The sequence below is a fragment of the Enterococcus gilvus ATCC BAA-350 genome (assembly GCF_000407545.1).
Lineage (GTDB): Bacteria > Bacillota > Bacilli > Lactobacillales > Enterococcaceae > Enterococcus_A > Enterococcus_A gilvus.
This window is the reverse complement of sequence record NZ_ASWH01000001.1, coordinates 551,732-573,281: the sequence shown is the minus strand read 5'-3', so window position 1 is coordinate 573,281 and position 21,550 is coordinate 551,732. Positions and strand designations below refer to the sequence as shown.

At 46.0% G+C, this 21,550-nt stretch carries 23 protein-coding genes; 7 read left to right on the top strand and 16 right to left on the bottom strand.

Translation table 11 applies throughout. The features are described 5' to 3' along the window. Position 1: 1 nt before the first annotated feature. Positions 2 to 313 (bottom strand): rhodanese-like domain-containing protein, encoded by a 312-nt coding sequence (locus I592_RS02700; protein ID WP_010781760.1) that lies wholly within the window; start codon positions 311 to 313, stop codon positions 2 to 4. Between the two features lie 178 nt (positions 314 to 491). Between I592_RS02700 and I592_RS02695 the strand changes: the two genes are divergently transcribed. The 3 genes from I592_RS02695 (at position 492) to I592_RS02685 (ending at position 1,345) form a co-directional block, all read left to right on the top strand. Further along, a complete protein-coding gene (locus I592_RS02695) occupies positions 492 to 752 on the top strand; it encodes a metal-sensitive transcriptional regulator (RefSeq protein WP_010781761.1) in 261 nt (86 codons plus the stop codon). Between the two features lie 9 nt (positions 753 to 761). Next, positions 762 to 1,076 carry a DsrE family protein gene (locus tag I592_RS02690; RefSeq protein ID WP_010781762.1) on the top strand — a complete coding sequence of 105 codons (315 nt, stop codon included), beginning with the start codon at positions 762 to 764 and terminating at the stop codon, positions 1,074 to 1,076. A 62-nt stretch (positions 1,077 to 1,138) separates the two neighbouring features. After that, positions 1,139 to 1,345, top strand: a complete 207-nt coding sequence (locus tag I592_RS02685; protein WP_010781763.1) for a restriction endonuclease subunit S domain-containing protein — start codon at positions 1,139 to 1,141, stop codon at positions 1,343 to 1,345. Between the two features lie 419 nt (positions 1,346 to 1,764). Here the strand turns inward: I592_RS02685 and I592_RS02680 are convergent, their stop codons facing one another. From I592_RS02680 to I592_RS02660, 5 genes are all read right to left on the bottom strand, one after another. Beyond that, positions 1,765 to 2,079: a PTS lactose/cellobiose transporter subunit IIA gene (locus I592_RS02680; RefSeq protein WP_010781764.1), complete on the bottom strand. Its 315-nt coding sequence runs from the start codon at positions 2,077 to 2,079 to the stop codon at positions 1,765 to 1,767. A 31-nt stretch (positions 2,080 to 2,110) separates the two neighbouring features. After that, positions 2,111 to 2,431, bottom strand: coding sequence for a PTS sugar transporter subunit IIB (locus I592_RS02675; protein ID WP_010781765.1), 321 nt, complete (start codon positions 2,429 to 2,431; stop codon positions 2,111 to 2,113). A gap of 11 nt (positions 2,432 to 2,442) precedes the next feature. Further along, positions 2,443 to 3,873, bottom strand: a complete 1,431-nt coding sequence (locus I592_RS02670) for a 6-phospho-beta-glucosidase (RefSeq protein ID WP_010781766.1) — start codon at positions 3,871 to 3,873, stop codon at positions 2,443 to 2,445. Positions 3,874 to 3,900: 27 nt separating this feature from the next. Continuing rightward, complete coding sequence (locus tag I592_RS02665) at positions 3,901 to 5,256, bottom strand: PTS sugar transporter subunit IIC (RefSeq protein ID WP_010781767.1); 1,356 nt, start codon at positions 5,254 to 5,256, stop codon at positions 3,901 to 3,903. Between the two features lie 200 nt (positions 5,257 to 5,456). Next, positions 5,457 to 6,206, bottom strand: a complete 750-nt coding sequence (locus tag I592_RS02660) for a MurR/RpiR family transcriptional regulator (protein WP_010781768.1) — start codon at positions 6,204 to 6,206, stop codon at positions 5,457 to 5,459. A gap of 148 nt (positions 6,207 to 6,354) precedes the next feature. Here I592_RS02660 and I592_RS02655 point away from each other — a divergent pair, with 148 nt between their 5' ends. Together I592_RS02655 and I592_RS02650 are read left to right on the top strand one after the other, a co-directional pair. Beyond that, positions 6,355 to 7,173, top strand: a complete 819-nt coding sequence (locus I592_RS02655) for a Cof-type HAD-IIB family hydrolase (protein ID WP_010781769.1) — start codon at positions 6,355 to 6,357, stop codon at positions 7,171 to 7,173. After that, complete coding sequence (locus I592_RS02650) at positions 7,163 to 7,783, top strand: GyrI-like domain-containing protein (RefSeq protein WP_010781770.1); 621 nt, start codon at positions 7,163 to 7,165, stop codon at positions 7,781 to 7,783. Before I592_RS02655 ends, I592_RS02650 begins: the two co-directional genes overlap by 11 nt. Before the next feature lie 39 nt (positions 7,784 to 7,822). Here the strand turns inward: I592_RS02650 and I592_RS02645 are convergent, their stop codons facing one another. The 9 genes from I592_RS02645 to I592_RS02605 all read right to left on the bottom strand — a co-directional run bounded on the left by I592_RS02645 (position 7,823) and on the right by I592_RS02605 (position 19,225). Then, positions 7,823 to 8,899, bottom strand: a complete 1,077-nt coding sequence (locus I592_RS02645) for a hypothetical protein (protein WP_010781771.1) — start codon at positions 8,897 to 8,899, stop codon at positions 7,823 to 7,825. A 14-nt stretch (positions 8,900 to 8,913) separates the two neighbouring features. After that, positions 8,914 to 9,180 carry a hypothetical protein gene (locus I592_RS02640; protein ID WP_010781772.1) on the bottom strand — a complete coding sequence of 89 codons (267 nt, stop codon included), beginning with the start codon at positions 9,178 to 9,180 and terminating at the stop codon, positions 8,914 to 8,916. After that, a complete protein-coding gene (locus tag I592_RS02635; protein ID WP_010781773.1) occupies positions 9,164 to 10,891 on the bottom strand; it encodes a hypothetical protein in 1,728 nt (575 codons plus the stop codon). The genes I592_RS02640 and I592_RS02635 overlap by 17 nt, the downstream gene beginning before the upstream one ends. Positions 10,892 to 11,070: 179 nt before the next feature. Next, positions 11,071 to 12,267, bottom strand: a complete 1,197-nt coding sequence (locus I592_RS02630) for an MFS transporter (RefSeq protein WP_010781774.1) — start codon at positions 12,265 to 12,267, stop codon at positions 11,071 to 11,073. A gap of 117 nt (positions 12,268 to 12,384) precedes the next feature. Further along, a complete protein-coding gene (locus I592_RS02625) occupies positions 12,385 to 13,041 on the bottom strand; it encodes a methionine ABC transporter permease (protein ID WP_010781775.1) in 657 nt (218 codons plus the stop codon). Further along, complete coding sequence (locus I592_RS02620) at positions 13,034 to 14,008, bottom strand: methionine ABC transporter ATP-binding protein (RefSeq protein ID WP_010781776.1); 975 nt, start codon at positions 14,006 to 14,008, stop codon at positions 13,034 to 13,036. Before I592_RS02620 ends, I592_RS02625 begins: the two co-directional genes overlap by 8 nt. Positions 14,009 to 14,019: 11 nt before the next feature. Further along, the gene (locus tag I592_RS02615) at positions 14,020 to 14,820 is read right to left on the bottom strand and encodes a DUF169 domain-containing protein (protein ID WP_010781777.1); all 801 of its coding nucleotides are present in this window, start codon (positions 14,818 to 14,820) and stop codon (positions 14,020 to 14,022) included. Further along, positions 14,813 to 15,625 (bottom strand): MetQ/NlpA family ABC transporter substrate-binding protein, encoded by an 813-nt coding sequence (locus I592_RS02610; protein ID WP_010781778.1) that lies wholly within the window; start codon positions 15,623 to 15,625, stop codon positions 14,813 to 14,815. The genes I592_RS02615 and I592_RS02610 overlap by 8 nt, the downstream gene beginning before the upstream one ends. Positions 15,626 to 15,967: 342 nt before the next feature. Further along, the gene (locus tag I592_RS02605) at positions 15,968 to 19,225 is read right to left on the bottom strand and encodes a bifunctional metallophosphatase/5'-nucleotidase (protein WP_010781779.1); all 3,258 of its coding nucleotides are present in this window, start codon (positions 19,223 to 19,225) and stop codon (positions 15,968 to 15,970) included. Between the two features lie 111 nt (positions 19,226 to 19,336). Here I592_RS02605 and I592_RS21550 point away from each other — a divergent pair, with 111 nt between their 5' ends. Beyond that, a complete protein-coding gene (locus I592_RS21550) occupies positions 19,337 to 19,495 on the top strand; it encodes a hypothetical protein (RefSeq protein ID WP_155857551.1) in 159 nt (52 codons plus the stop codon). Between the two features lie 353 nt (positions 19,496 to 19,848). Here I592_RS21550 and I592_RS02600 read toward each other — a convergent pair whose 3' ends face one another. Continuing rightward, a complete protein-coding gene (locus I592_RS02600; protein ID WP_010781780.1) occupies positions 19,849 to 20,484 on the bottom strand; it encodes a DJ-1/PfpI family protein in 636 nt (211 codons plus the stop codon). 113 nt (positions 20,485 to 20,597) lie between these two features. Here I592_RS02600 and I592_RS02595 point away from each other — a divergent pair, with 113 nt between their 5' ends. Further along, entirely contained in the window at positions 20,598 to 21,530 is a 933-nt protein-coding gene (locus I592_RS02595; RefSeq protein ID WP_010781781.1) for a helix-turn-helix transcriptional regulator, read from the top strand. Positions 21,531 to 21,550 lie beyond the last annotated feature (20 nt).

The following is a 21,550-nucleotide window of genomic DNA, read 5'->3' as shown; positions in this document are numbered from 1 at the left end:
TCTATTTTCCTCCTCTAGTGGCACCTTGCCAACGATTCATTCCGCCTTGAACATTCGTTACGTTATACCCTTTTTTCAGTAACACCTTGGCTGCTTGCTTGCTGCGCATGCCAGATTGGCAAATGACATACACTTCCTTTTCTTTCCCCTGGTAACGATCGATCTTATTCAATGGATAATTTTTCGCCTTTGCAATATGCCCTCTACGGTATTCCTCTGCTGTACGAACATCAAGCAAAGAGAGGGATTGATCCATTCTTTCAGCCAGCTCCTGCGTTGAAATGGTCGGGATTCGTTTAAATAGCTGAAACATTTTACAGCCTCCTTTCTCTTTATCAAAAATACCTAGCAGGGTATTTTTACCACAAAGAAAGCTTTCCTGTCAACTACTCTGTTTCCATACAAGTGGGTTAAAAAACAATCTACTTGACGAAATATACCCTGAGTAGGTATATTCTTCTTAACTAGAGAAATAAGGGAAGTGAACGTGCGTGGAGATTGAAGACAAAAAGATTCTCAACCGTTTAAAACGAACGGAAGGGCAGATTCGCGGAGTGCAGAAAATGATCGATGATGAGAAGGAATGTATGGATATCATCACTCAATTGAGCGCGGTACGCTCAAGCATTGATCGCGTGATGGGGATGATCGTAGCCGAAAATCTAAAGAACTGTTTTGAAAATCCTGACAATAACCCTGAAGAACAGGCACAAAAATTAGAGCAAGCAATCAACATGATTATTAAGAAATAAGGTGTAAAAATGAACGTCGTATTCCATATTGATGACTTAGAAAAATGGGCTGAAACAGCCAGCAATGTTAAAAACTTATTGAAAGAACCCTATAAAATCGCTATCATTGTTTTAGTAAATGGAAAAGCAATCAACGGGTATCTCTCACCGGAAAATCAAGCATTTATCGCCACGGAAGGCGTGACCTTCCATGCCTGCAACAACGCAATGCGTGCCAATAAGATCACGAAGGAACAGCTACCAGACAATGTCGTCGTCGTTCCTGCAGGTGTATTGGATTTGATCGAACTGCAAGCAAAGGGCTATGCCTATATCAAACCGTAAAAGCATCTAGTCGGGGGACTGAAGATGAGAAAGTGAGACCGCTCGGGGAAGGAAGTTGGGTTTTGGACACAATTGAAAATATCAATAAGAAGATGCATGTGACGGGAAGTTTGATCAATTTAAAAACGATCCAAGAAAACTTTGAAAAGATCAATGTCAAAAACATCCACTCAAAAGAAGAAAAGCAAGAGATCATGGATTTTCTGACTGCTATCGACACTGAGATAGCATCTATCCAAGAGAAAATTGCCTTTATTCGTCAAATGTAAACCACGAATGTCTGCTTGTTTTCCTGCGCATACGTTTTTACTAATCGCGTAAAACGGCGAAGGAGAACTCGTAGCTAACTCTTTGTAATGTATTCATTTTCTTGCGCATACGATTCCACTAATCACGTAAAACGCGAAGGAGAACTCGCAGCTAACTCTTTGTAATGTATTCATTTTCCTAAAGATCGGAAAATGAGAGTTATTTTCCTGCGCATACGATTCCACTAATCGCGCAAAACGCGAAGTGGAACTCGCAGCTAACTCTTTGTAATGTATTCATTTTCCTAAAGATCGGAAAATGAGAGTTATTTTCTTGCGCATACGATTCCACTAATCGCGTAAAACGCGAAGTGGAACTCGCAAAGTGGAACTCGCAAAAATCCCACACCTTGATTTAGGGAATCAGGGTGTGGGATTTTTTATGCACTTATTTTTCTGTAGACATCGATGATTTCTTTTGCCAGGTCGGTAAAGGCAATGGAGGTCATCAGATGGTCTTGACTGTGGACAGTCAGGAGGTTCAGGTCGAGGTGTTCGCCTTGCGCTTCTTTTGTTAACAATCCTGTTTGTGAGTGATGCGCTTCGACAAGTGATTCCTCTGCTTGTTTGATTTTTTCATCGGCTAATTGGAAATCCCCATCCTTTGCTTCTTGGATGGCTTCCATCGCATTGCTTTTGGCATTGCCGCCATGAATGATCAATCCCATGACTGCTTCTAAATTTTCTTGTTCCATAGGGTACCCCCTTCATTTTTTATTGCAGGATCTAGCTGTTGATCATACTGACCGCTTGATTCAGTACCTTTTCACCATTCATCATTCCATAATCAGTCATATTGATGACCTCTACCGGAATCCCCAGAGGTGTCAGCTTTTCTTCAAATTGCTTTTGCATGAAGCGGACTTGCGGCCCCAATAAGACGGTGTCGATTTTTCTTTGTTCCAGCTTATTTGTCGCCTCTGCGGCAGCGATCGCAAAAATATCTACGTCCAGTCCTTGCGTTTCTGCGGCTTTTTGCATCTTCGTCACTAACATGCTGGTACTCATTCCAGCGTTGCAGATCAACATAATCGTTTTTTCACTCATCCTTATTCCTCCTAAAGCTTTTCGCCATTGCTGGCGATCACGTTTTGGAACCAATAAAACGAATCCTTTTTACTACGTTCCAATGTCCCTTGACCCTCATTGTTTTTATCGACATAAATGAAGCCGTACCGTTTTTTCATTTCACCCGTCCCGGCAGATACCAAATCAATAAAGCCCCACGGTGTATACCCCATCAAATCGATGCCGTCATAGATGACTGCTTCTTGCATGGCTTCAATGTGCTCCCGTAAATAATCGATTCGATACTCGTCGTGGATCTCACCGTCGTCACCGATCTCATCTACTGCCCCGAAGCCGTTCTCAACGATGAATAGCGGCAGCTCGTACCGATCATTGAACCAATTCATGGCATATCGCAGCCCTGTAGGATCGATTTGCCAGCCCCATTCTGATGCTTTGACGTAAGGATTTTCTACTAAATCATGCGCTTCGTCATAATCGTACGCAGGTCCTTTGTCATGATCCTTCACAGCAAAAGACATATAGTAGCTGAACCCGATGTAATCAACAGTCCCTTTCGTCAATTGCACTTCATCTTCTGTCGTAATATCTAAGTCGAATTGTTTTCGATCAAAGTACGCCTTCATATAACTCGGATAGCGCCCTTTGCAATGAACATCTGTGAACCAGTACCGACGCTGCATCGCCACTGTCGCCGCCATCATATCTGATGGACTGCACGAATAGGGATAGATCGGTACCATGGCGATCATACAGCCGATCTCAAAGTTTGGATTGATCTGGTGTCCGATCTCGATCGCTTTGGCACTTGCCACCAGCTCATAATGTGCCGCTTGGTACATGATTTTTTCCCGATCATCTTCCGCGTCAAATTTTAGACCGGAATTCGTGAATGGGGCAAAATCTTCGTAGTAGTTCGTTTGGTTATTGATCTCATTGAAGGTCATCCAGTACGTCACTTTGTCTTTATAGCGAGTGAAGCAGACTTCTGAAAAACGGGCGAAGAAGTCGATCATTTTCCGATTTTTCCAACCGCCATATTCGGTCACTAAATGATAAGGCATCTCAAAATGCGACAAGGTGATCACGGGTTCGATCCCATATTTTAGACATTCATCGAAGAGGTCATCGTAAAACTGCAGCCCTGCTTCGTTCGGCTCTGCTTCGTCACCCTTGGGGAAGATACGCGTCCAAGCGATGGATGTACGAAAACATTTCAAGCCCAGCTCAGCAAATAATTTTACGTCTTCTTTATAACGGCCGTAAAAATCAATGGCCTCATGATTGGGGTAATTTTCTCCTTCTAGCACTCCGTTTGTAATGCGGCGCGGAACGCCATGGGCACCGACGGTCATCACATCAGCTACACTGACGCCCTTTCCGCCATCTTGCCATCCGCCTTCTAATTGATGGGCGGCAACTGCGCCGCCCCATAAAAAGTTCTCTTTAAAAATACTCATAAGCCTACCTCTTCAATCCTCTTTTGTTTAAACCGTTGCTTGTCCGTCTGCGGTTTTTTCTCCGTTTTCCAATTCCTTCTCGATTTGTTCCATGCTTTCACCTTTTTCTTGCAGGTAGTTCAATGAATCCACTTTACGAACAAATGGCAGGTAGATAAAGAAGCCTAACACTAATACGACTGCCTGCAACAATGCGGTTCTCCATCCACCAACTAAGAAACCAGAAATGATCGGCGGTGTTGTCCATGGTACTTGTACCGCTGTAAATAATGGCACGAGACCTGAATACAAGGAGAAGTATGTGATGACTCCTGAAATCATCGGTGTCAAAATAAATGGCAAAGCCATGATTGGATTCATTACGATCGGTGTCGCAAATAAAATCGGTTCGTTGATATTAAAGAATGCGGGCAGCAAGGCCAAACGCCCTAATTGTTTAAACTGCGCGGAGCGAGCGAACATGACCATGAACATCACGATCCCGATCGTCATCCCTGCACCAGTAACAGTCATGAATTGGTCCAAAAATTGTTGTGTCACGATGTGTCCGCCATTGGCAACGGTCAATTCTTTTCCTGAATTTAAAATCGCTGTGTTTTCTAATGAGTTCGCTTGTAAGATCGGACCCATGATCCCGCCGACCAAGGTTGATCCGTGAACGCCGAAGAACCACAAGAATGGTACTAAGAAACCGAGCATCATCGCACCGCCAAAGGTATCGGTCACCCCTTGCATCGGTGTTTGGATCACTTTATAAATAGCTTCTACAACTGTTGTATTGAAGACTTTGTCAAAAATCACATAGACGATCAATGAGAAGGTGGTGATCACCGCTGCTGGAATCAATGCGGTAAATGAGTTGGCCACGTTTGCAGGTACTTGTTCTGGTAATTTGATCCGAATGTCGCGTTTCAAGAACCAAGAATACGCCCAACCGACGAATAGACCAACAAGGATCGCACTGATCATTCCTTGACCGCCTGTCCATGTCTTGTCGATGACGTTCGATACGACTGCGTTTGTTTCTGCATTTGTTGCAGTTGAATGCTGTGTCAACAAGAAGACCACTAGCGCGATCATCCCAGCGGGCAAGCCTTCAAAGCCTTCTTCTTTTACATAAGAGTTCGCGATACCCATGACAGCAAAAATCGACATAATTGCAAAGGATGCTCCGAATGCTTCGTTAAAATAAACATCTAAACCGCTGCTGGCTACCCACTCTGAAACTGCGGGAATCGGGAAATTCGCTAAAAGTAAGAAGACGGAACCGACGATCGTAAAGGGCATCGTGTACAGCATCCCGTTACGCAACGCCGTGATTGCTTTTGTATTTACAAATTTTAGAATCGGGGGTAATAATTTCTCGTTGATAAAGTTATTCATAAATAATTCTCCTTAAATAAAATAATTTTTTTGCAGCGATGGCCATTCGCATTTTTTGTATCCGTTTACAGTATTATCATAAGCGATGCTTTCTGCGATTGGAATACTTCTGGAATCGTCAGAAACATGTTCCAATAAAAAAAACAGCCCGACTGTTTTGGACAGCCCGGCTGCTACTTTTAAAAAAATCGGTTGGCTTTTTAGTGATTGTCTCGTTGATACGATTGATGGGCCAATATCTCCAGCAAAGCGATGACGGGGACCTGTGTGGTCAAATTGATGGCCTCATCGTTCGGATCAGGACCCGAAACCTCCGGCATATAATAAGAAATATTAAAATCGGCCATCTGAGCAATAATGGAATGCTGATCGTTGGTGATGCTCAAAATTTTGGCACCATACCGTCTGAAATCCTCGATCTGCTTGATGATCTCCGTCGTTTTTCCAGAAACAGAAAGCACCACGACAAGCGTCGTATCCAAGCCACGTGTCGGCACAGGGATAAAGGGATCGGTAATGGCATAAGCATTGAATTGCAGGTTTGAAAAATAGCGTGCGCCGTAGGTTCCCAGCGTCCCGCTTGTCCCAATTCCTGTAAAAACAAGATGTTTACTGCCGACGATCAAGTCGATCGCAGAATCGATCACCGTGTGATACCCTTCATTGTTGACTTTTTTTAGAAACGCGTCGACATGGACCGTCGCATCGTAAAAGGCTTCAAAAGATTGGCCCTTTCGTGAAAGATTTTCCTTTAGTGCATACTTGAACTCTGTATAGCCCGAATATCCGAGCTTATTTAGACATCGTAAAATTGTTGACGTAGAGACATGGCAGCTGTCAGAAAGGTCACGGATCGTCAGACGCCCTATGCGTTCCATATTTTCCACGATAAAGGTATAAACGATCAACTCCAATTCATTTAGATCTTTCACTTTTTGCGAATCAAACATCCCATCTCAACTCCTACTAATGTGGTACGTGCACCCTATATTATCCCATAAAATCCAAAGATTACACAGTCTATTGATTGTTTTTTGCGTTATTTATTCAAATCACGTACACTGGTTTTATCAGCAACTACGAATAAGGAGGAATACAATGATCCAAGCAATTGCCGTTGATATGGACGGAACTTTTTTAAGGTCAGATAATACCTATGATAACGAACGCTTCGCCAACTTATTTAAGCGGTTCCAAGAGCACCAGATTCATTTCATCGTCGCTAGCGGGAATCAATATTATCAACTGAAGTCCTTCTTCCCAGAACATGAAGACCAGCTCACGTTCGTGTCGGAAAATGGGGCGTTGATTTTTGAGCAGGGACGCTTGCTTCGCAGCAAAAGCTTTTCACCCGAACGAGTCGAACGAATACTGGCCTTTATAGCTGCTCATGAGCTGGACCTTGACGTGATCGTCTGCGGGATTGATTCGGCGTATATTTTGAAAGAGACCCCGCAAGCGATTCGCGACTTTTCTCGCGTCTATTATCACCGTCTAAAGGAACTGAATTCCTTTGATGAGCTGCCTTCTGAGGACCGTTTTGTAAAATTCGCTTTAGACCTGCCTATAGACAGAGTCGCCGCCTTCGTCACTGAGATGAATGACGTCTTTAAGGACGAGATCAAAGCCGTCGCCAGCGGTCACGGCAGTGTGGATATCATTATCCCAGGAATGAACAAAGGCGCCGCGATCCAATGGCTTTTGGACCGTTGGCATGTCTCTCCGGAGCATCTGGCTGCTTTTGGTGATGCGAACAACGATCTGGAAATGCTCGGGTTAACACCCAACAGCTATGCGATGGCAGCGAGCAGCCCCACAGTGATCGAGACTGCTAAGCACCGCGCACCGTCAAATAACGATTCTGGCGTGATGGTTGTTTTAGAACAGTTACTGGAGGAGCAAAACAATGAAGCATGAATGGCGAAAAGCTGAAAAGCAAATGTATCTACCGAAAAAAATCGAGGTCCAGACGATCCCAGCGTATAACTTTATCTGCTTATCCGGTCATGGCGACCCCAACAGCGCGTTATTTGCAGAACAAATCGGCGCGCTCTATGCCCTCTCTTACGCCTTGCGGATGAAAGTAAAAAAAGGCGAGATCGGTGAACCTTTTGAATACACCGTTTATCCGCTAGAGGGAGTCTGGACTTCTGAAACAGCCCCTGGCGACGGACCGATCATTAAAGATGAATTGATCTACCAGATCATGATCCGCCAACCTGATCGCATCTCCAAGGAAGATTTTCTGGCGATCGTTGAACCAACCTTCAAAAAGAAACAAAATCCTTTTATCAAAGAAGCCGCCTTCATCGGATACGAAGAAGGACGTGTGGTACAGACGATCCACCTCGGTTCCTACGATGACGAGCCAGCGACCTTTGCCAAAATGCACGCCTTCATGGAGGAAAACGAGCTGCAAAAAACCTGCACGATGGGAAACTACATCCATCGGGAAATCTACCTTTCCGATCCGCGAAAAGTCGCGCCTGAAAAACAAAAAACAGTGCTGCGCTATAAGCTCAACTAAAAAGAAGTTCCAAGCTCAAATTTGGCTTGGAACTTCTTTTTAATTCTTTTGCTTTCGTTGGATCGCCTTGCGAATTCCGGCACGATAAACCTTCGGGATCGCTAAGAAGAAATTTTGGGAAAAGTGATACTGCTGATACTTTTCAATCAGAAAAGCTGTCAGCTCAGCATTGCCATATTTTTTCTCATGGAAAAGCACAAAACTGCGAATGCTCCGTTCCGCTTTTTTAGGGTCCTTCAGCACAAGTAAGAAAGAAAGCAGATCATCGAAATACCGCTCCTTCGCTTCTGGATAGGTTTCCGTCCCATAACGTTCCAGACGAATGAAGTCCATCAGCTTCCGTCCCCAAAATTTCCGTTCCAGATAGACAGGGGCTTGGATGTCTTGCTGAAAATCCTCTAAATACGATTCAAACACTGTTTTATCTGCTAAGAAATTCTTCTCCTGCCGATCAAAGGCTTCGCGATCCACTTGGTTGATCTCCGTCACGACACTGAGGTAATCCCCGATAAACAACGGCATCTTTGCATCACGGAAACGAACGACCCGAGCCGCCAGCTTTTGATTCAGAGAAAGGGGCCGTCGTAAGGTATTGTTCCGGTAATAGGCAAACACATAGCGTTGCCAGAGGTCCTCGGGAAAAAGGATGCCCTTCTCCGTCAGCCACAGCAATTCATCCAATGCCAAATCTACATGAGCCACGCCCTTTTTGATTTCCTCCGCGACCTGCTGGGAGATGCCCAGATGATCCTTGAAATGTTGAATCCCTAAGCGAATCTCCTGCTGCTTGATCTTCGATTCGATCACGAATTGGTATTTCAACGGACGTCCGCAGGCGCACGTCAATTGACTATGAACACCGCGCTCGTATTCGTCATCAATATTCAGTGCGACAAATTCCCAGTCGGAGGTCTGCAAATAATGCTTTTGCAAAAACAGCGAACGTACTTCATATTTTCTTTGTTGATGGATGAACGCTTGCTGAGCTTCTGTCAGCTTTTCAAATCGTTCCTTCCGTTCCGCGCCAGAATAGGTTACGTGACATTCTGTCGGGTAGTCCTTCAAGCCGTAGCTTCGCGGATACCAGTGCGCATAAATCTCTAAATAGTTATCCATGGATCGTTCTTTCTCTATTTCTTGGGATCGATTTTTTCTTCGATCTCTTTCAGGATCTTTTTCGCCTCGTCTTTGAAAGACTCGTGGGGCTCTTCTTCTTCCACCGCGTTTGAACCAGAGCGGGCAATTTCCTTCGGTTCGCCCGAATTACTGCCGGCCAACGCTTCTGGCTTGTCTTGTGTTTCACTGGAATTTGTTCCTGCTAAGGCAACATCTTCCTCCGTTTTTGGTGCCATTGAACCGCGTAAACGACGGTCTTTTTCGTTATTGTAATTTGTCATGGTGATCCGCTCCTCTTGTTTCGTATGTGTATTTTACCTGATTGTCCTTCAGATTGCCAAAGTTAACCTGTCTAGTAAAAAAACGATACCCGCACCATACAATAGTAGCCAACCAGCTCAATGCGCAGAGTGCAAAAACGATCGCTACGTATTTTGGCGGTTCGTAACCCAGGCGAACGGTATTTTCCCCTGCTTGCTGTTCGATCGTCGGCACCCCGATATTCGATAGCTCGGTCGGTGTGATTTCTCGATCATCTGCGAAGATTTTCGTGTTTCGGTAGATGGTCACCGGTAATTGGACGGTCCCGGAAGACGCCGCTTGCCACGAGAGCACCAACTGATTATTGTCGACCGTTTTCGTGAAGGTTTTTGGCTGACCGAGAAGTTGTTTTTCATAGCTGACATACTTATTCTTCTTGTCATTGTGATAAATCGGCAAATAATCAGGACTGGATTTTTCAACCGCTCGCAGCGCTTTTCCCATATCCTCGTCATAAAAGCTCTCTCTTGCTTCCTTTTCCGAAACACGGACGAAGGTATGCTTACTGGAAAATGTCTGCTGATCCCATTTGTCCAACTCCTGAGTCACGGTCTGCAAATTCTGACCGATGCTGATCACACTGAATAGGAGCATCAGACCCCAAAGCCATTTTTTCCCTGTCAGATCATTGATCATAGCCGCAAAGAAGAACAGGAACAACACCGTGAACGGTGCAAAAAAGCGGAAAGGAAATTGGATCAAGGTCACGAAAGGTACATGATGGGAAACTAGCCAATTCCACGGAAGAATACTTGTCGAAAGCAAGAAAAAGATCCCGCTGTATATCAGCAACTGCTTCGTAAACCGTTGAACATCATGCCAATAAACCAAGCAGCAAAGAAAACCGACGATCAATATCAACCGTAGGATTCTCGGGTATTGCAGCCAATAGGCGCCGCCTAGATCAATGGCCTTTTGGCTCATTTGCGCATTCACAAAAGGCATCTTCAACTGATCCCCCGTGTTAATCAGGAACAAGCTGATCCAAACATTGATGGAGAGACATCCGTATAAAAGAATCGATTTTACGAGTTCGACCAGTGCGGTCCCCCAGCGATCGCGCGCATAGGCAATAAAAAAGGGCGCGTAGATCAAGCCCAGCATCACTGCTGTCAGCATATGGATCTGCGTCATCAACGCCATGCTCAATGCAACCTTTACAATCGGAAAATGCCGATTCTTCAGATCCACCAGCGGAATCAGACACAAGGGAAGTAAGCACGTCCCCCAACTAGTAAATCCTTGATTCAGTATCCAGTAATTCATACTGTAGGTGGTCATAAAAATAACTGCCGTAAACAATGCTGTGCTTTCCTTGATTTTGTCATAGGTCAACAATTTGAACAGCGAACACCCGGCCAATGCATACACCAAAAAATTCGACAGCACTTGGTAACGAAACCAGCTTCCAGCCAGCCAAACCAGCAAGCCTTGTAAATAAGAAAATAATGGCCCATACACGGCATTCACGATCCGACCAGATTGTTGAAAGCCAAAGATCGAGATAAAATAGCTGAAGTTTCCTGTCCTGAGCTGCTCTGCCGTTTCATAAAAACGGTTGTAGTGAAAAATGGCATCTGCACCCAGAATCATTTTTTGCGTCCATAATTGCGGAACAATAAAGAGTCCAGCAATCAGAAGAATGATCAGATAATAGCGATAACGTTTCATAAACGACCTCCTTGTTCGTGCAAGCAACTGCACACTACCTGTTTTTTTCTGCTCTTGATTGAAGCAGAAGCGGTATCCTAATCGATCATTACAAACTTCACTCTATCCTATTTAAAAAAATAAACGAAACAAAACGCCTATTCCTCTAATAGAAATAGACGTTTCTTTTAATGTTTGTGTTATTTTTCCACCGAGACCCAAACGATCAACGTACCAGCGATCGAGATCATCGTACCTATCAGAAGCATCGCGGACACAGAGAGAACGCTCAGCATCTGACCGCCGACAAAGGCGCCAATGATCCCGCCGTTCGTATTGGCGGTCGCCATCAAGGTTTGCCCTTTGATTAGATCCTTCTGCGGAATGATTTGATTCGTATAATAGACAGACGCCATCGTGTGCATCGCAAAACCGACCATTTGCAAACTTTGGGCGACATTGATCAAAAAAATCGTGCCGGCAAAGAGGATCAGCAGTGCTTTAATGGAGAAAAAGAACGCCGCGATCCGCATCAGTGAACGGATTTTAAAGCGTCGCAAAAACCATGAGAAGAAGAACATCGTCGGCAATTCACTCAAGGCAGCCACGTATAAGGACGTTCCTGCGTTTGCAGCGGTCCCGCCTAAGGGCTGCATGATCTGGAACATGTAGCTGTTGATGATCGTATGGAACACAAACAGCAGCGAGACCCCCACCAGCAAGAACATAAAGCGCTTATATTCTTGCGCAAAGGCAAGCAGTCCGATCGGTTCTGTCGTCTGTCCCTCATGATGCGTCTCCTGTAAAAGTGACGGGGAATACTGGCCGCCATGCTTTCGCGTATCGATGGACAGCGCCATCAAAGCGAAGACGAGAAAAATGCCAATCAATAAATACAGAATGATCGTCGGAGAAAATCGTTCGATCAGCACGCCCGTTACCGCAGCGGCTCCTGCAAAAGCCAAGGAACCCAGAACACGTGCGATCCCAAAATTTAAGCTGTAGCCGCGGCTGATAAAGAACGTCCCGATCGCGATCGTCATGGGCTGCAGCAAGACCAGGCACGCGTACATCAAGACATAGATGAAGGCGACGACCAAAAAGACCTTCGGCAGAACAAGTAAGATCCCCGAAAAAAGCACCAGCAAAACAGCCATTCCCGCTGCGAGCTGCGACAACCGGACCCGTGTCATCCGATCCGCAAAAGATGCTAAAAATGGTTGAACCAGTGCCGCCAGTAAATTTGCCAAGGACAAGACCATCCCGATCTCCCCGTTAGTAAAATCACGAGACAGCAAAAAGACGGACGTAAATGTCCCCAACACCGAAAAACCCATCCAATAAGGAATCTGCATACTGATATATTGCAAATTCAGCTTCATATGTTTTGTCCCCATAGCGCCTCCTAAAAAACATCGTTCTTTCATTATACCTGATTGCGGTAGGGAAAACAGACGATTTTTGAAAACACAAAAAGCAGAGCCCCTGTTCCCACAAAGATGCTCTGCTTTGATTTAATTTTTCGCTTTTTTGTAACAAAGATTGCCGATCCATTGAACGAGCTGGACGAAGACGATCAACAGAACCACCGTACTGTACATGATCGTATTGTCGAAATTCTGATACCCGTAAGTGATCGCCACTGCGCCTAATCCACCAGCACCAACAGTTCCCGCCATCGCTGTGTAGCCCAATACCGAAATGATCGCCAAGGTCAGACTGGAGATCATACTAGGAAAAGCCTCCACCAGCATGACCTTGAAAATGATCTGCATGTGGGTCGCGCCGATGGACTTCGCTGCGTCCAAGGTATAAGGATTGATCTCCAGCAGATTGTTCTCGAAGAGTCGTGCCACATAAGGCGTCATAGCAAAAGTCAGCGGCACGATCGCCGCGGAGGTGCCGATCGTCGTCCCTACGATGGAACGCGTCATGGGCATCAGTGCCACCATCAAGATAATGAATGGAAAAGACCGAATGATATTGACGACAAAATCCAACAACCGATAGATCGTCCCATTGGGAGACAAGCCCTTTTTATTCGTGATGACCAGGACGACTGCCAAAGCGAAGCCGATGATCGTCGCGATCAAGGAAGAGACCAGCACCATGATCAGCGTGCTGATCAAGTTCGGTACCAGCACTTGGGTGAACAACACCGAATTACTCATGAGCCGCCACCTCCTGACAACTAAAATGCCCCTTTTCCGCAAGCTGCCAGACCACTTCTGCATCTTCTTCAGAGATCGAAAGCACTAACGTCGTCAGGCTGTCTGTCTTAAAATGCTCCGTCGTTGCCTGCAATAAGTGCGGTGTCTTGATCCCGGCATCAAGCAGCAGAGCCAAGAGATCTTCTTCTAGATGTGTCACGATCTTTACCAATAGATGCCCCGCTTTGAGTGTCCCAAAGTTGGATTGTTCCTCTCCCGTGATCGTCTGCAAAACCGCGGAATGATTGAGAAAGACCTGTTGGACAGTGTCCTCCTCTACGATCTTGCCCTGTTGCAAAATCGCGACTCGATCACAGATTTTTTTCACGACCTCCATTTGATGGGTCACTACGACGATCGTCAGCCCCATCTTCTGGTTCAAGCGCAGCAGTAAGTCCAAGATCCCATTCGTGATATTCGGGTCAAGCGCAGAGGTGGCCTCATCGCACAATAAAATTTCCGGGTTCATGGTCAGCGCGCGAGCGATCGCCGCACGCTGCTTTTGTCCGCCAGATAGCTGCCGCGGCTTCATCTGTGCCTTGTCCGCGATCCCCACCTCTGCCAGTAATTCTTCTACCCGTTCGTTGATGGCTTCCTTGGCATACCCGCTGCACTCCAATGGCAAGGCGACATTTTTAAAAATCGTTTTTTGTTCAATCAAAGAATTGCCTTGGAAGATCATCCCGATTTTTTTCTTCGTGTCCCGCAATTCCTTTTCAGACAGCTTCTCCAGCTGCTGCGTCCCGATTCGGATGCTGCCGGACTGACTCTGCTCCAGTCCATTGATACAGCGCAGCAGGGTGGACTTCCCTGCGCCGCTGATCCCTAAGATCCCCATAATGGAGCCAGAGGGGATCGTTAGAGAAATATTTTCCAAAATCATTTGTTCACCGTAGCTTTTATTGACTTGATCGATGACTATCTCCATTTCCTTCACACCTACCGTTTGACGCCTTGATACGCGCCTCTAAAATAATTATCCCGTTTGCGAACCTCATAAAAATCAGGCGCACCGTCTTCTGCGGTCTTCTTGATGATCTTGCGTTTCTTTTCCAGTAATTCCATTGGATTCAAGGTTTCTTCCAATCCCTCGATGATCGACTCGAAAAGCGCATAAGGAATCCCGACACAAAGCTCCTCGTCTTTCCAGCGAGCGACATATCGTGTCCCCGAGCACATCATAGACACATTGATCAGCCCTGTTTCATAGGGATACGATGTTCCTTCTTGGCAGATCGCTTGCATCCCGGTCATTTTCATCTGCTTCGCCTGCCCATTGAAATACGCATTCCCCTGCAAAAGACGCATCGCATTAAAGGGCGTCGTGATCACCAGAAGAACATCCGGTGCCTGCGTCCATGCTTGGATAGGCTCGACTGCGATCCCGTAAGACGGCTCGCGGCAATAGACCATGTCGTCTGCGATGGCTTTACTCACTTCTATATCCTTGTAGACACCCATGTTGGCATGCTTTTGTCCGCTGGCGCTGTATTCGTCATTTTCGATCAAGCCCAAAGCCACTGCCGATGCCGGACAGCCAAAATTATCGATCGTCAGCTTGACGCTGACACCTTCTGTGGCCTGCTGGACAGAACGGCAATAAGGCACCAATTTGTCCGTCGCTGGTGCTGCGTGGGCATCAAAGTCCTCTTTGGTGCGTAAAAAGCTGATCCCTACCACTTGGCGTTTCAACTCCAACAAATAATTCAAGCGTCGGTCCAGCTCTTGAAAATTAGTCATAGAACGTGAACACTCCCTTGAAGTGGTCGTTGATGCCTTTTTTGCTTTCCTTCGTCAGGAAGGCGTTGTTGATGTCTTTCGCCCACGCCTTGTCCTTGTTCTCGTCTTTCACGATCAAGCTGATCGGAAAATCTGTCGCGTGCTGATCGCGAATCAAATAATCCTTGTAGTTCTCCCCTGAATTAAACATGAAGGTAAAGAAACAAGTCGCCGCATCTAGATCCTCCAAGCTGCGTACCGTTTGTGCCTGCTCGATCTCGACAAAGTTGAAGTTCTTCGGATTTTCTACGATATCTAACGCGGTAAAGCCTGATTTCTTCTCATCTGTCAATTTGATCAAGCCCGCATCCTGCATCATCAGTAACGAATTGTCCCGATTCATCGCATCGTTCATGATCGCGATCTGAGCGCCATCCGGCAGCTGGTCGATCTTGTCATGCTTCGTCGAATACAGACCGATCCCCGTGTAATACACGTGGGGCGTCATCATTGCCAGCTCGCCGCCTTTTTGCTTATTGAAGGATTTAACAAAAGGTTCGTGCTGAGCAAAGGACGCATCAACATTCCCATCCTGCACCGCTTGCAGGGCTTCGATGTTATTAGAAAAAACCACGAATTCCGGCTTGTAGCCTTCTGCCTCCATGGATTTCTTCGCGGCCTTCAACGAATTTTCCGAGACCTGATTGCAGGCGATCTTGATCTCCTTCTTCTCTTCTTTTTCTGTCGCCGCCTCTTTCTTCGTGCCGCAAGCACCTAATACGAATACTGCCGCCAACATCGCGACGATCACTGTTACTTTTTTCATGGTCATTCCCCTTTTCTTTTTTATTGAAGCTGTTCTATGTGTTTGAACGCACAAAAAAGAACCCTGCGACTCTGCAGGTTCCTCCACTCCATATAAAAGAAACGTGACACTTAGGTTTCACGGAAAGGGAGGGATTTTTGCTTGTTCATTGATTCAGAGACTCTGAATCCACGGGTAACTCAAACTCAGCGCTGGTTAACAAACAACATTTCCACCTCCCTAGAATTTTAAAACGCTATCATTTAGAGTATAGCGAAAAGAGAAACACTTCACAATAACTCTTCCAAAAAAAGTAGAAAGCATAAAAAAACCGAATTCATCGCTGAATTCGGTTTTTGTTGTTTATTTTCGTTTAAAGTAGATCAGCCCGGTCGCGCCGACTACCAGCATCCCTATCAACGCTACGATCGGCTGCTTCTCCTCGTTGGTGCGAGGATAGACTTTTCCGACTGTATTGTCGATCCAGCTCGTGCCACTAGGCGTCGTACCGCCGTTTCCATTGCCCGGTACAGGTCTTGCCAGTACGGTTTTTTCTACGACATACTTCCCGCCATTCGGTCCAGTGATCGTGATCGTCACCTTCTGACCTAACGTCAATTCCAGTGCCTTGATGTCTAAAATAATTGTGCCCTTCGCATCTGATTTGCCCAGTGCAAAGGCGTCGCTTTTCTCAAGGGAAACATCGATCGTCGCCTCAGGGATCGTCTTCCCAGTCAGCTGCGTATCGCCTTCATACAAATTGGCGATTTTGGTTTCCTTTTTGAGACGTTCCGTTTCTTTCGCGGCCTGATCGCCTAACACTTCTACAGTAAAATCACCTCGGCCGCCAGCTTCTCCAGTCACAATAAGATGAACTGTATCGCCTTCTTTTAAATTCAAGCCCTGTACATCCAGCTTAAATCCGCCATTGGCATCTGCTTTTTGAGGAACTTCTGCCGCCTGCACTGCCACAGGGAGAAGTGCAGACGCTGTAGCTGCGTCTTCTCTTACCGCTGCTTCAACAGTCGCATTCGGGACCGTTCTCCCGGTCAGGTATTGTTCGCCTTCATAAAAAGGATCCACTTCTGTTTCATTATTGATTCGCTTAGTTTCTTCTTTTTGCGGATTCGTTGCCTTCGGAAGGACCTTGACCTTGAAGCTGGCTTCTCCGCCTTGTTCGCCAGCGATCGTCACCGTTACTTCTTGTCCTTCTTTTAAGCCTAGTTGATCGACAGCGAGCGTGAAGTTTCCTTCATTGTCTGCCTTGCCTTGCGCCAATGCACGCGCGGTTGTTGGAGCGACCGTTACTTTCCCATTCGGGATCGTTTTCCCGGTTAGAGCTTTGTCGCCTTCATAAAAAGGATTCACTTTTGTTTCATTTTTAATTCGCTTGGTTTCTTCTTGCGGATTCGTTGCCTTCGGAAGAACCTTGACCTTGAAGCTGGCTTCTCCGCCCTGTTCGCCAGCAATCGTCACCGTTACCTCTTGTCCTTCTTTTAAGCCTAGCTGATCGACAGCGAGCGTGAAGTTTCCTTCATTGTCCGCCGTACCCTGCGCCAATGCACGCGCGGTTGTTGGAGCGACTGTTACTTTCCCATTCGGGATCGTCTTTCCGGTTAGGGCTTTGTCGCCTTCACGGTACGCGTTGATCGTCGTTTCAGCGTTGATCTTCTCTGTTTCCTCCTTGGCGGGGTCAGTTGTCGCGAGACTCTTTCGCCCTTCGACGCTTGCCGAAACTTTCTTCCCGTTGGCCTCTAGATCCTGTATATAGCCAATGAAGGTTTCTGTGTCAGGATCAAGTGCTCCGACAAGGTTGGCTTTCGTGAATTCAGAGAAGCCATCGCCGCCGCCATATAAGAAATCATTGATGATCAATTTGTAGGTGCCATTCGGATCGATCGCTGTGCCATCTGCTTTCTTCATTTCCTTTACGACGTATGGATTCGCCGCTGCGGAATCTGGATTTTTCTCTACGGTGTATTTTAGTCCAGATAACTGAAGGTAATAGCCGCTTGCCTGTCCTTTTTCTTCATCATAATTGAAAGTCTGCTGATTCAATACATTTTTGAGCTGCTGACCAGTCATCTCGACGATCTGCATGATGTTCCCAAAAGGCTGGACCGCTTGTGCCGCGCCCCAAGTAATGGCCGCATCTGATTTCACCTTCAAATCATCGCGAATCCCGCCGTTATTGGTGATCGCAAAGTCGACCTTTTCGCCCTTCTTATTTGCCATGTAGACCTGCGCGTCAGTCACGAGATTTCCTACAGGCGACTCGCCCAATTCGTTGACTGTCCGCGTGATGTCTTCTGCCTTATCCGCCGTACCGATCTTTTCTTCCGTTACTGCTTTGACCCGATTGTCCGCATCCGCGACGATTCCCTGAACGTCCGTATCTGGTGACACCCCGTTATTCGGAATGACTGGACTGACAGTTGCCGTCGGTGTCGTCACGAAATCCTTCGTCGTTTTATCGATTTCCCCTTGCAGGTCGATATAGCCTTTCCCTTGAGACGTGGACTGAACGATTCGCGTATCGCCTACGACGCCATTCGTATAGACATGGTTGTGTCCCGCAAAAAATGCGTCCACGCTATTGTCCGGATCGACTTGATTGACCTTGTTCATGATGTCCGCCGTCTCACCGCTGACGCTTTCCCCCGCTCCTTGAACAGAAGGGGTATGGCCTAAGACAACGATGGCTTTGACACCTTTTCCTACAAGCTCTTTAGAATACTTAGCGATTTCCTCTGCGGGATCACTAAACGTGTAATCCTTGTGGTATTGCGCCAATACAAGGTTCGGGATTTCTGTGGTAACGACACCTATGAAGCCAATATTGATCGGCTCAGCCTCTGTCCCCACATTTTTCACCGTATAAGGAGTCCAGCCAAAAGGAATCTTTCCCGAATCCTTCTCTTTGACGTTCGCGATAACGAGGTCAAAGCCGCCCTTCAATTGGTCCTGACTGTAGTCATTGTTGTACTGTGTGACGATGTCATAAAAACCAGAGGCCGGATCAGGCTTCGTCCCGGTCAGGATACGATTGAACTCTCCTAAGCCTTCGTCAAACTCATGGTTCCCCAACGTTCCTACGGAGAAATTCATCTGGTTCAAAATCCGCATCGTCGGCTGATCCTGCAGCAAGCCAGAGTTCGCCGGACTGGCGCCGACCATATCCCCTGCTTGGACGCGCAGACTTTTTCCTTCATTGTTATGCGCCGTTTGGAAATTGTTCTCTGCTTGACTGAAATACCCTGCTAATAACGCCGCGGTTCCTGCGCCAGAGATCTTCGACCCGTCAGCCCCATAGTAGCTGCCCGTCGTGCTCAGTGCGCCATGAAAATCATTGATCCCTAAAAGCTGGACTGGGACCGTATCAGCAGCCTTTGCCGCCTTGGCAGTCACTGGTGCGCTGCTCGTTGTCGTTGCCTCAGCAGAAGAAGAGGTTGTCGCAGATGTCTCCTCACTGCTCTTTTCCTCAGAAGAACTGCTGACCGCACTCTGACTCGTCGCAGTCTCACTGGTGAGCGTCTCAGCCACCACCGCCCCGGAAGGCAGAGTCACCCCTAATATAGTAAACAAAGTAATGGCACTTCTAAAAATTTTCGATTTTTTCAACCCATCATCTCCTTAATTTAAAGCGTTTACAAGAAAAATAGTAACAGTCCTTCACGGAAAATTCAAACTTTATCCCATTTTTCTTTTAATTTCTTCTTAATTAAGGCAAAAATGCAAAAAAATAAGCCTAAGGGATGTGTGGTTTCCCTTAGAGTGAAAGTTACTGTTGCCGGTCGCTGCCTAAAAAGTATTTCTAAAAAACTTTCTATCTACTTCTTAGCATTTTTCTTCCCGAAAAAAGTTTCCCCTTCTTCAAATAATGTTATTTGAACTACTACATAATTCGCGTAAGATTTTTTCAATACTTTTTTTGTGGATACTTTATCTTTAATATTTTGACCCAAAAAATATGTGATACTTACATCTCCATTTTGTATGTGCTAAACTTTCAGTATCCTTTTTCATAAAGGGTCCTCCTAAATTTGATTGTGATGCGGTCGGGAAACCAACATCAGTTTATCAATTTTGGGAGGTCTTTTTAATACCACGCTGGAAGCTCTCCGGAACCACTCGCAGAGCAAGTGGTTTTCAAAACATACAAACAAAACACCCAACAAAGAATTGTTGGGTGTGGCGCTTTATTCTAGTATTCGGGAGTAGTTCTCGCGGAGTGAATGTTAGGACTAATTCATCGCTGCTGGTAAAGTATTCATCAGCTCATAGAAATGGTTCGCATCTCCTGTATCAAAATACTTATACCAGGCTTCTAATGTATCTGGCTGGAAGACGTCCAGACTTTCGATAATATCCTTTGTCCAGGACAGGCTATTCGTTGATCCTGCGGTAATCAGATTGTTGGCTGAAACGGAGGATCGATCTACATAGAACTCTTGACCTTTATATTCTGAACTGACCATTTCAAGAAAGCCCGGGCCATTGCTTGTATGAGGAGTTGAATCCAGCATGCCTTTGTTCGCAAGTGCTGCTGTCGCTCCGCAAATCGCGCCTACGGTTCCGCCTAGTGAAAGAAATTCTTTTGCTTTGTCGAGAATGCCGTCGTGGCGAGGATCATTCCATGTATCTGCCCCGGACAGGAGCAGCAGGTTCTCTTTTGCGGCAACGATGTCACTGACGATCGCATCGGGAACGATCGTGATTCCTCCCATTGTGTGAATGGGTGCTTTAGAGTGACTGACTGTTTTTATCGCTACTTTTTCTGCGTCTTTTTTGAAAAAGCGTTTGGATTGTACTTCCGAAGTGAGGTGCCCGATCTCCCAGTCTGCTAACGTATCGAGTACATAAAGATAAATTGTCTTCATTGTTTTTCCTCCATTTGATTGTCATAAGTTGCTTGTTCTATTAGTATTATACGTACCTATTGTTGACACCTATGCGTCAACAATCAAAAAAGAAATTCAGCGGAGGGATCGAAATGAAAATCAGCAGATTAGTCAGTATCATCATGATTCTTCTCGAGAAGGAACGCGTGAGTGCACAAGAGCTCGCGTCGATGTTCGAGGTGTCGAAGCGGACGATTTATCGTGATATAGACGTGATCAATCTGGCTGGGATTCCCGTTGTTTCAACACCCGGCGTAAATGGCGGGATCGAGATCATGAAAAACTACAAACTGGATAAACATGTCTTTTCATCCAACGAGATCACGACCATTCTTACCGGACTCTCCAGCTTAACGACGCTTGTCGAAAATGAGGAATTAGTAAATGCCGTCATAAAAATGAGAAGTCTGATCCCAAACGATAAAGTGCAGGAGATAGACTTTAAAGCAGATCAAATACGGATCGATTTGAGTCAATGGATCGGCTATAGGAACTTGCAACCCTACCTGGAATCTCTGAAATTGGCTATACTAGAAAGAAAACAGCTTTCGTTTGACTATACAAACCGCAACGGAACAGTCACCGAACGCCACGTCGAACCCTATCAAATCCTCTTAAAAGGAACCCACTGGTATCTTCACGGGTATTGCTGCGTCCGCGAAGATTCTCGGCTGTTCAAATTATCTAGGATGTCCAATTTAAAGCTGAAAGAATCTACGTTTCAACCACGGGAACATCAACCAGCAATGTTGGACTTTTCGGATCATTTGAAAGAAATACAAACGACGATCACCTTGCGCGTCCATCAATCACTGATGGAACGAATCCTTGATTTTTGCGAATATGACGACTGCTCATCCGATGGAGAAGAGCATTTCATCGTCCAGTTTCCCTTTATCGAAAACGATTATTACTACACGATGCTTTTAGGCTTCGGGGAAACGTGTGAATGCCTCGATCCTCCCCATGTTCGGCAGGAATTAAAACAAAAAATAGCGCGCGTTTCGAAGTTGTATGAGGGGTGAAAAGAAAACGGGATTTTTGA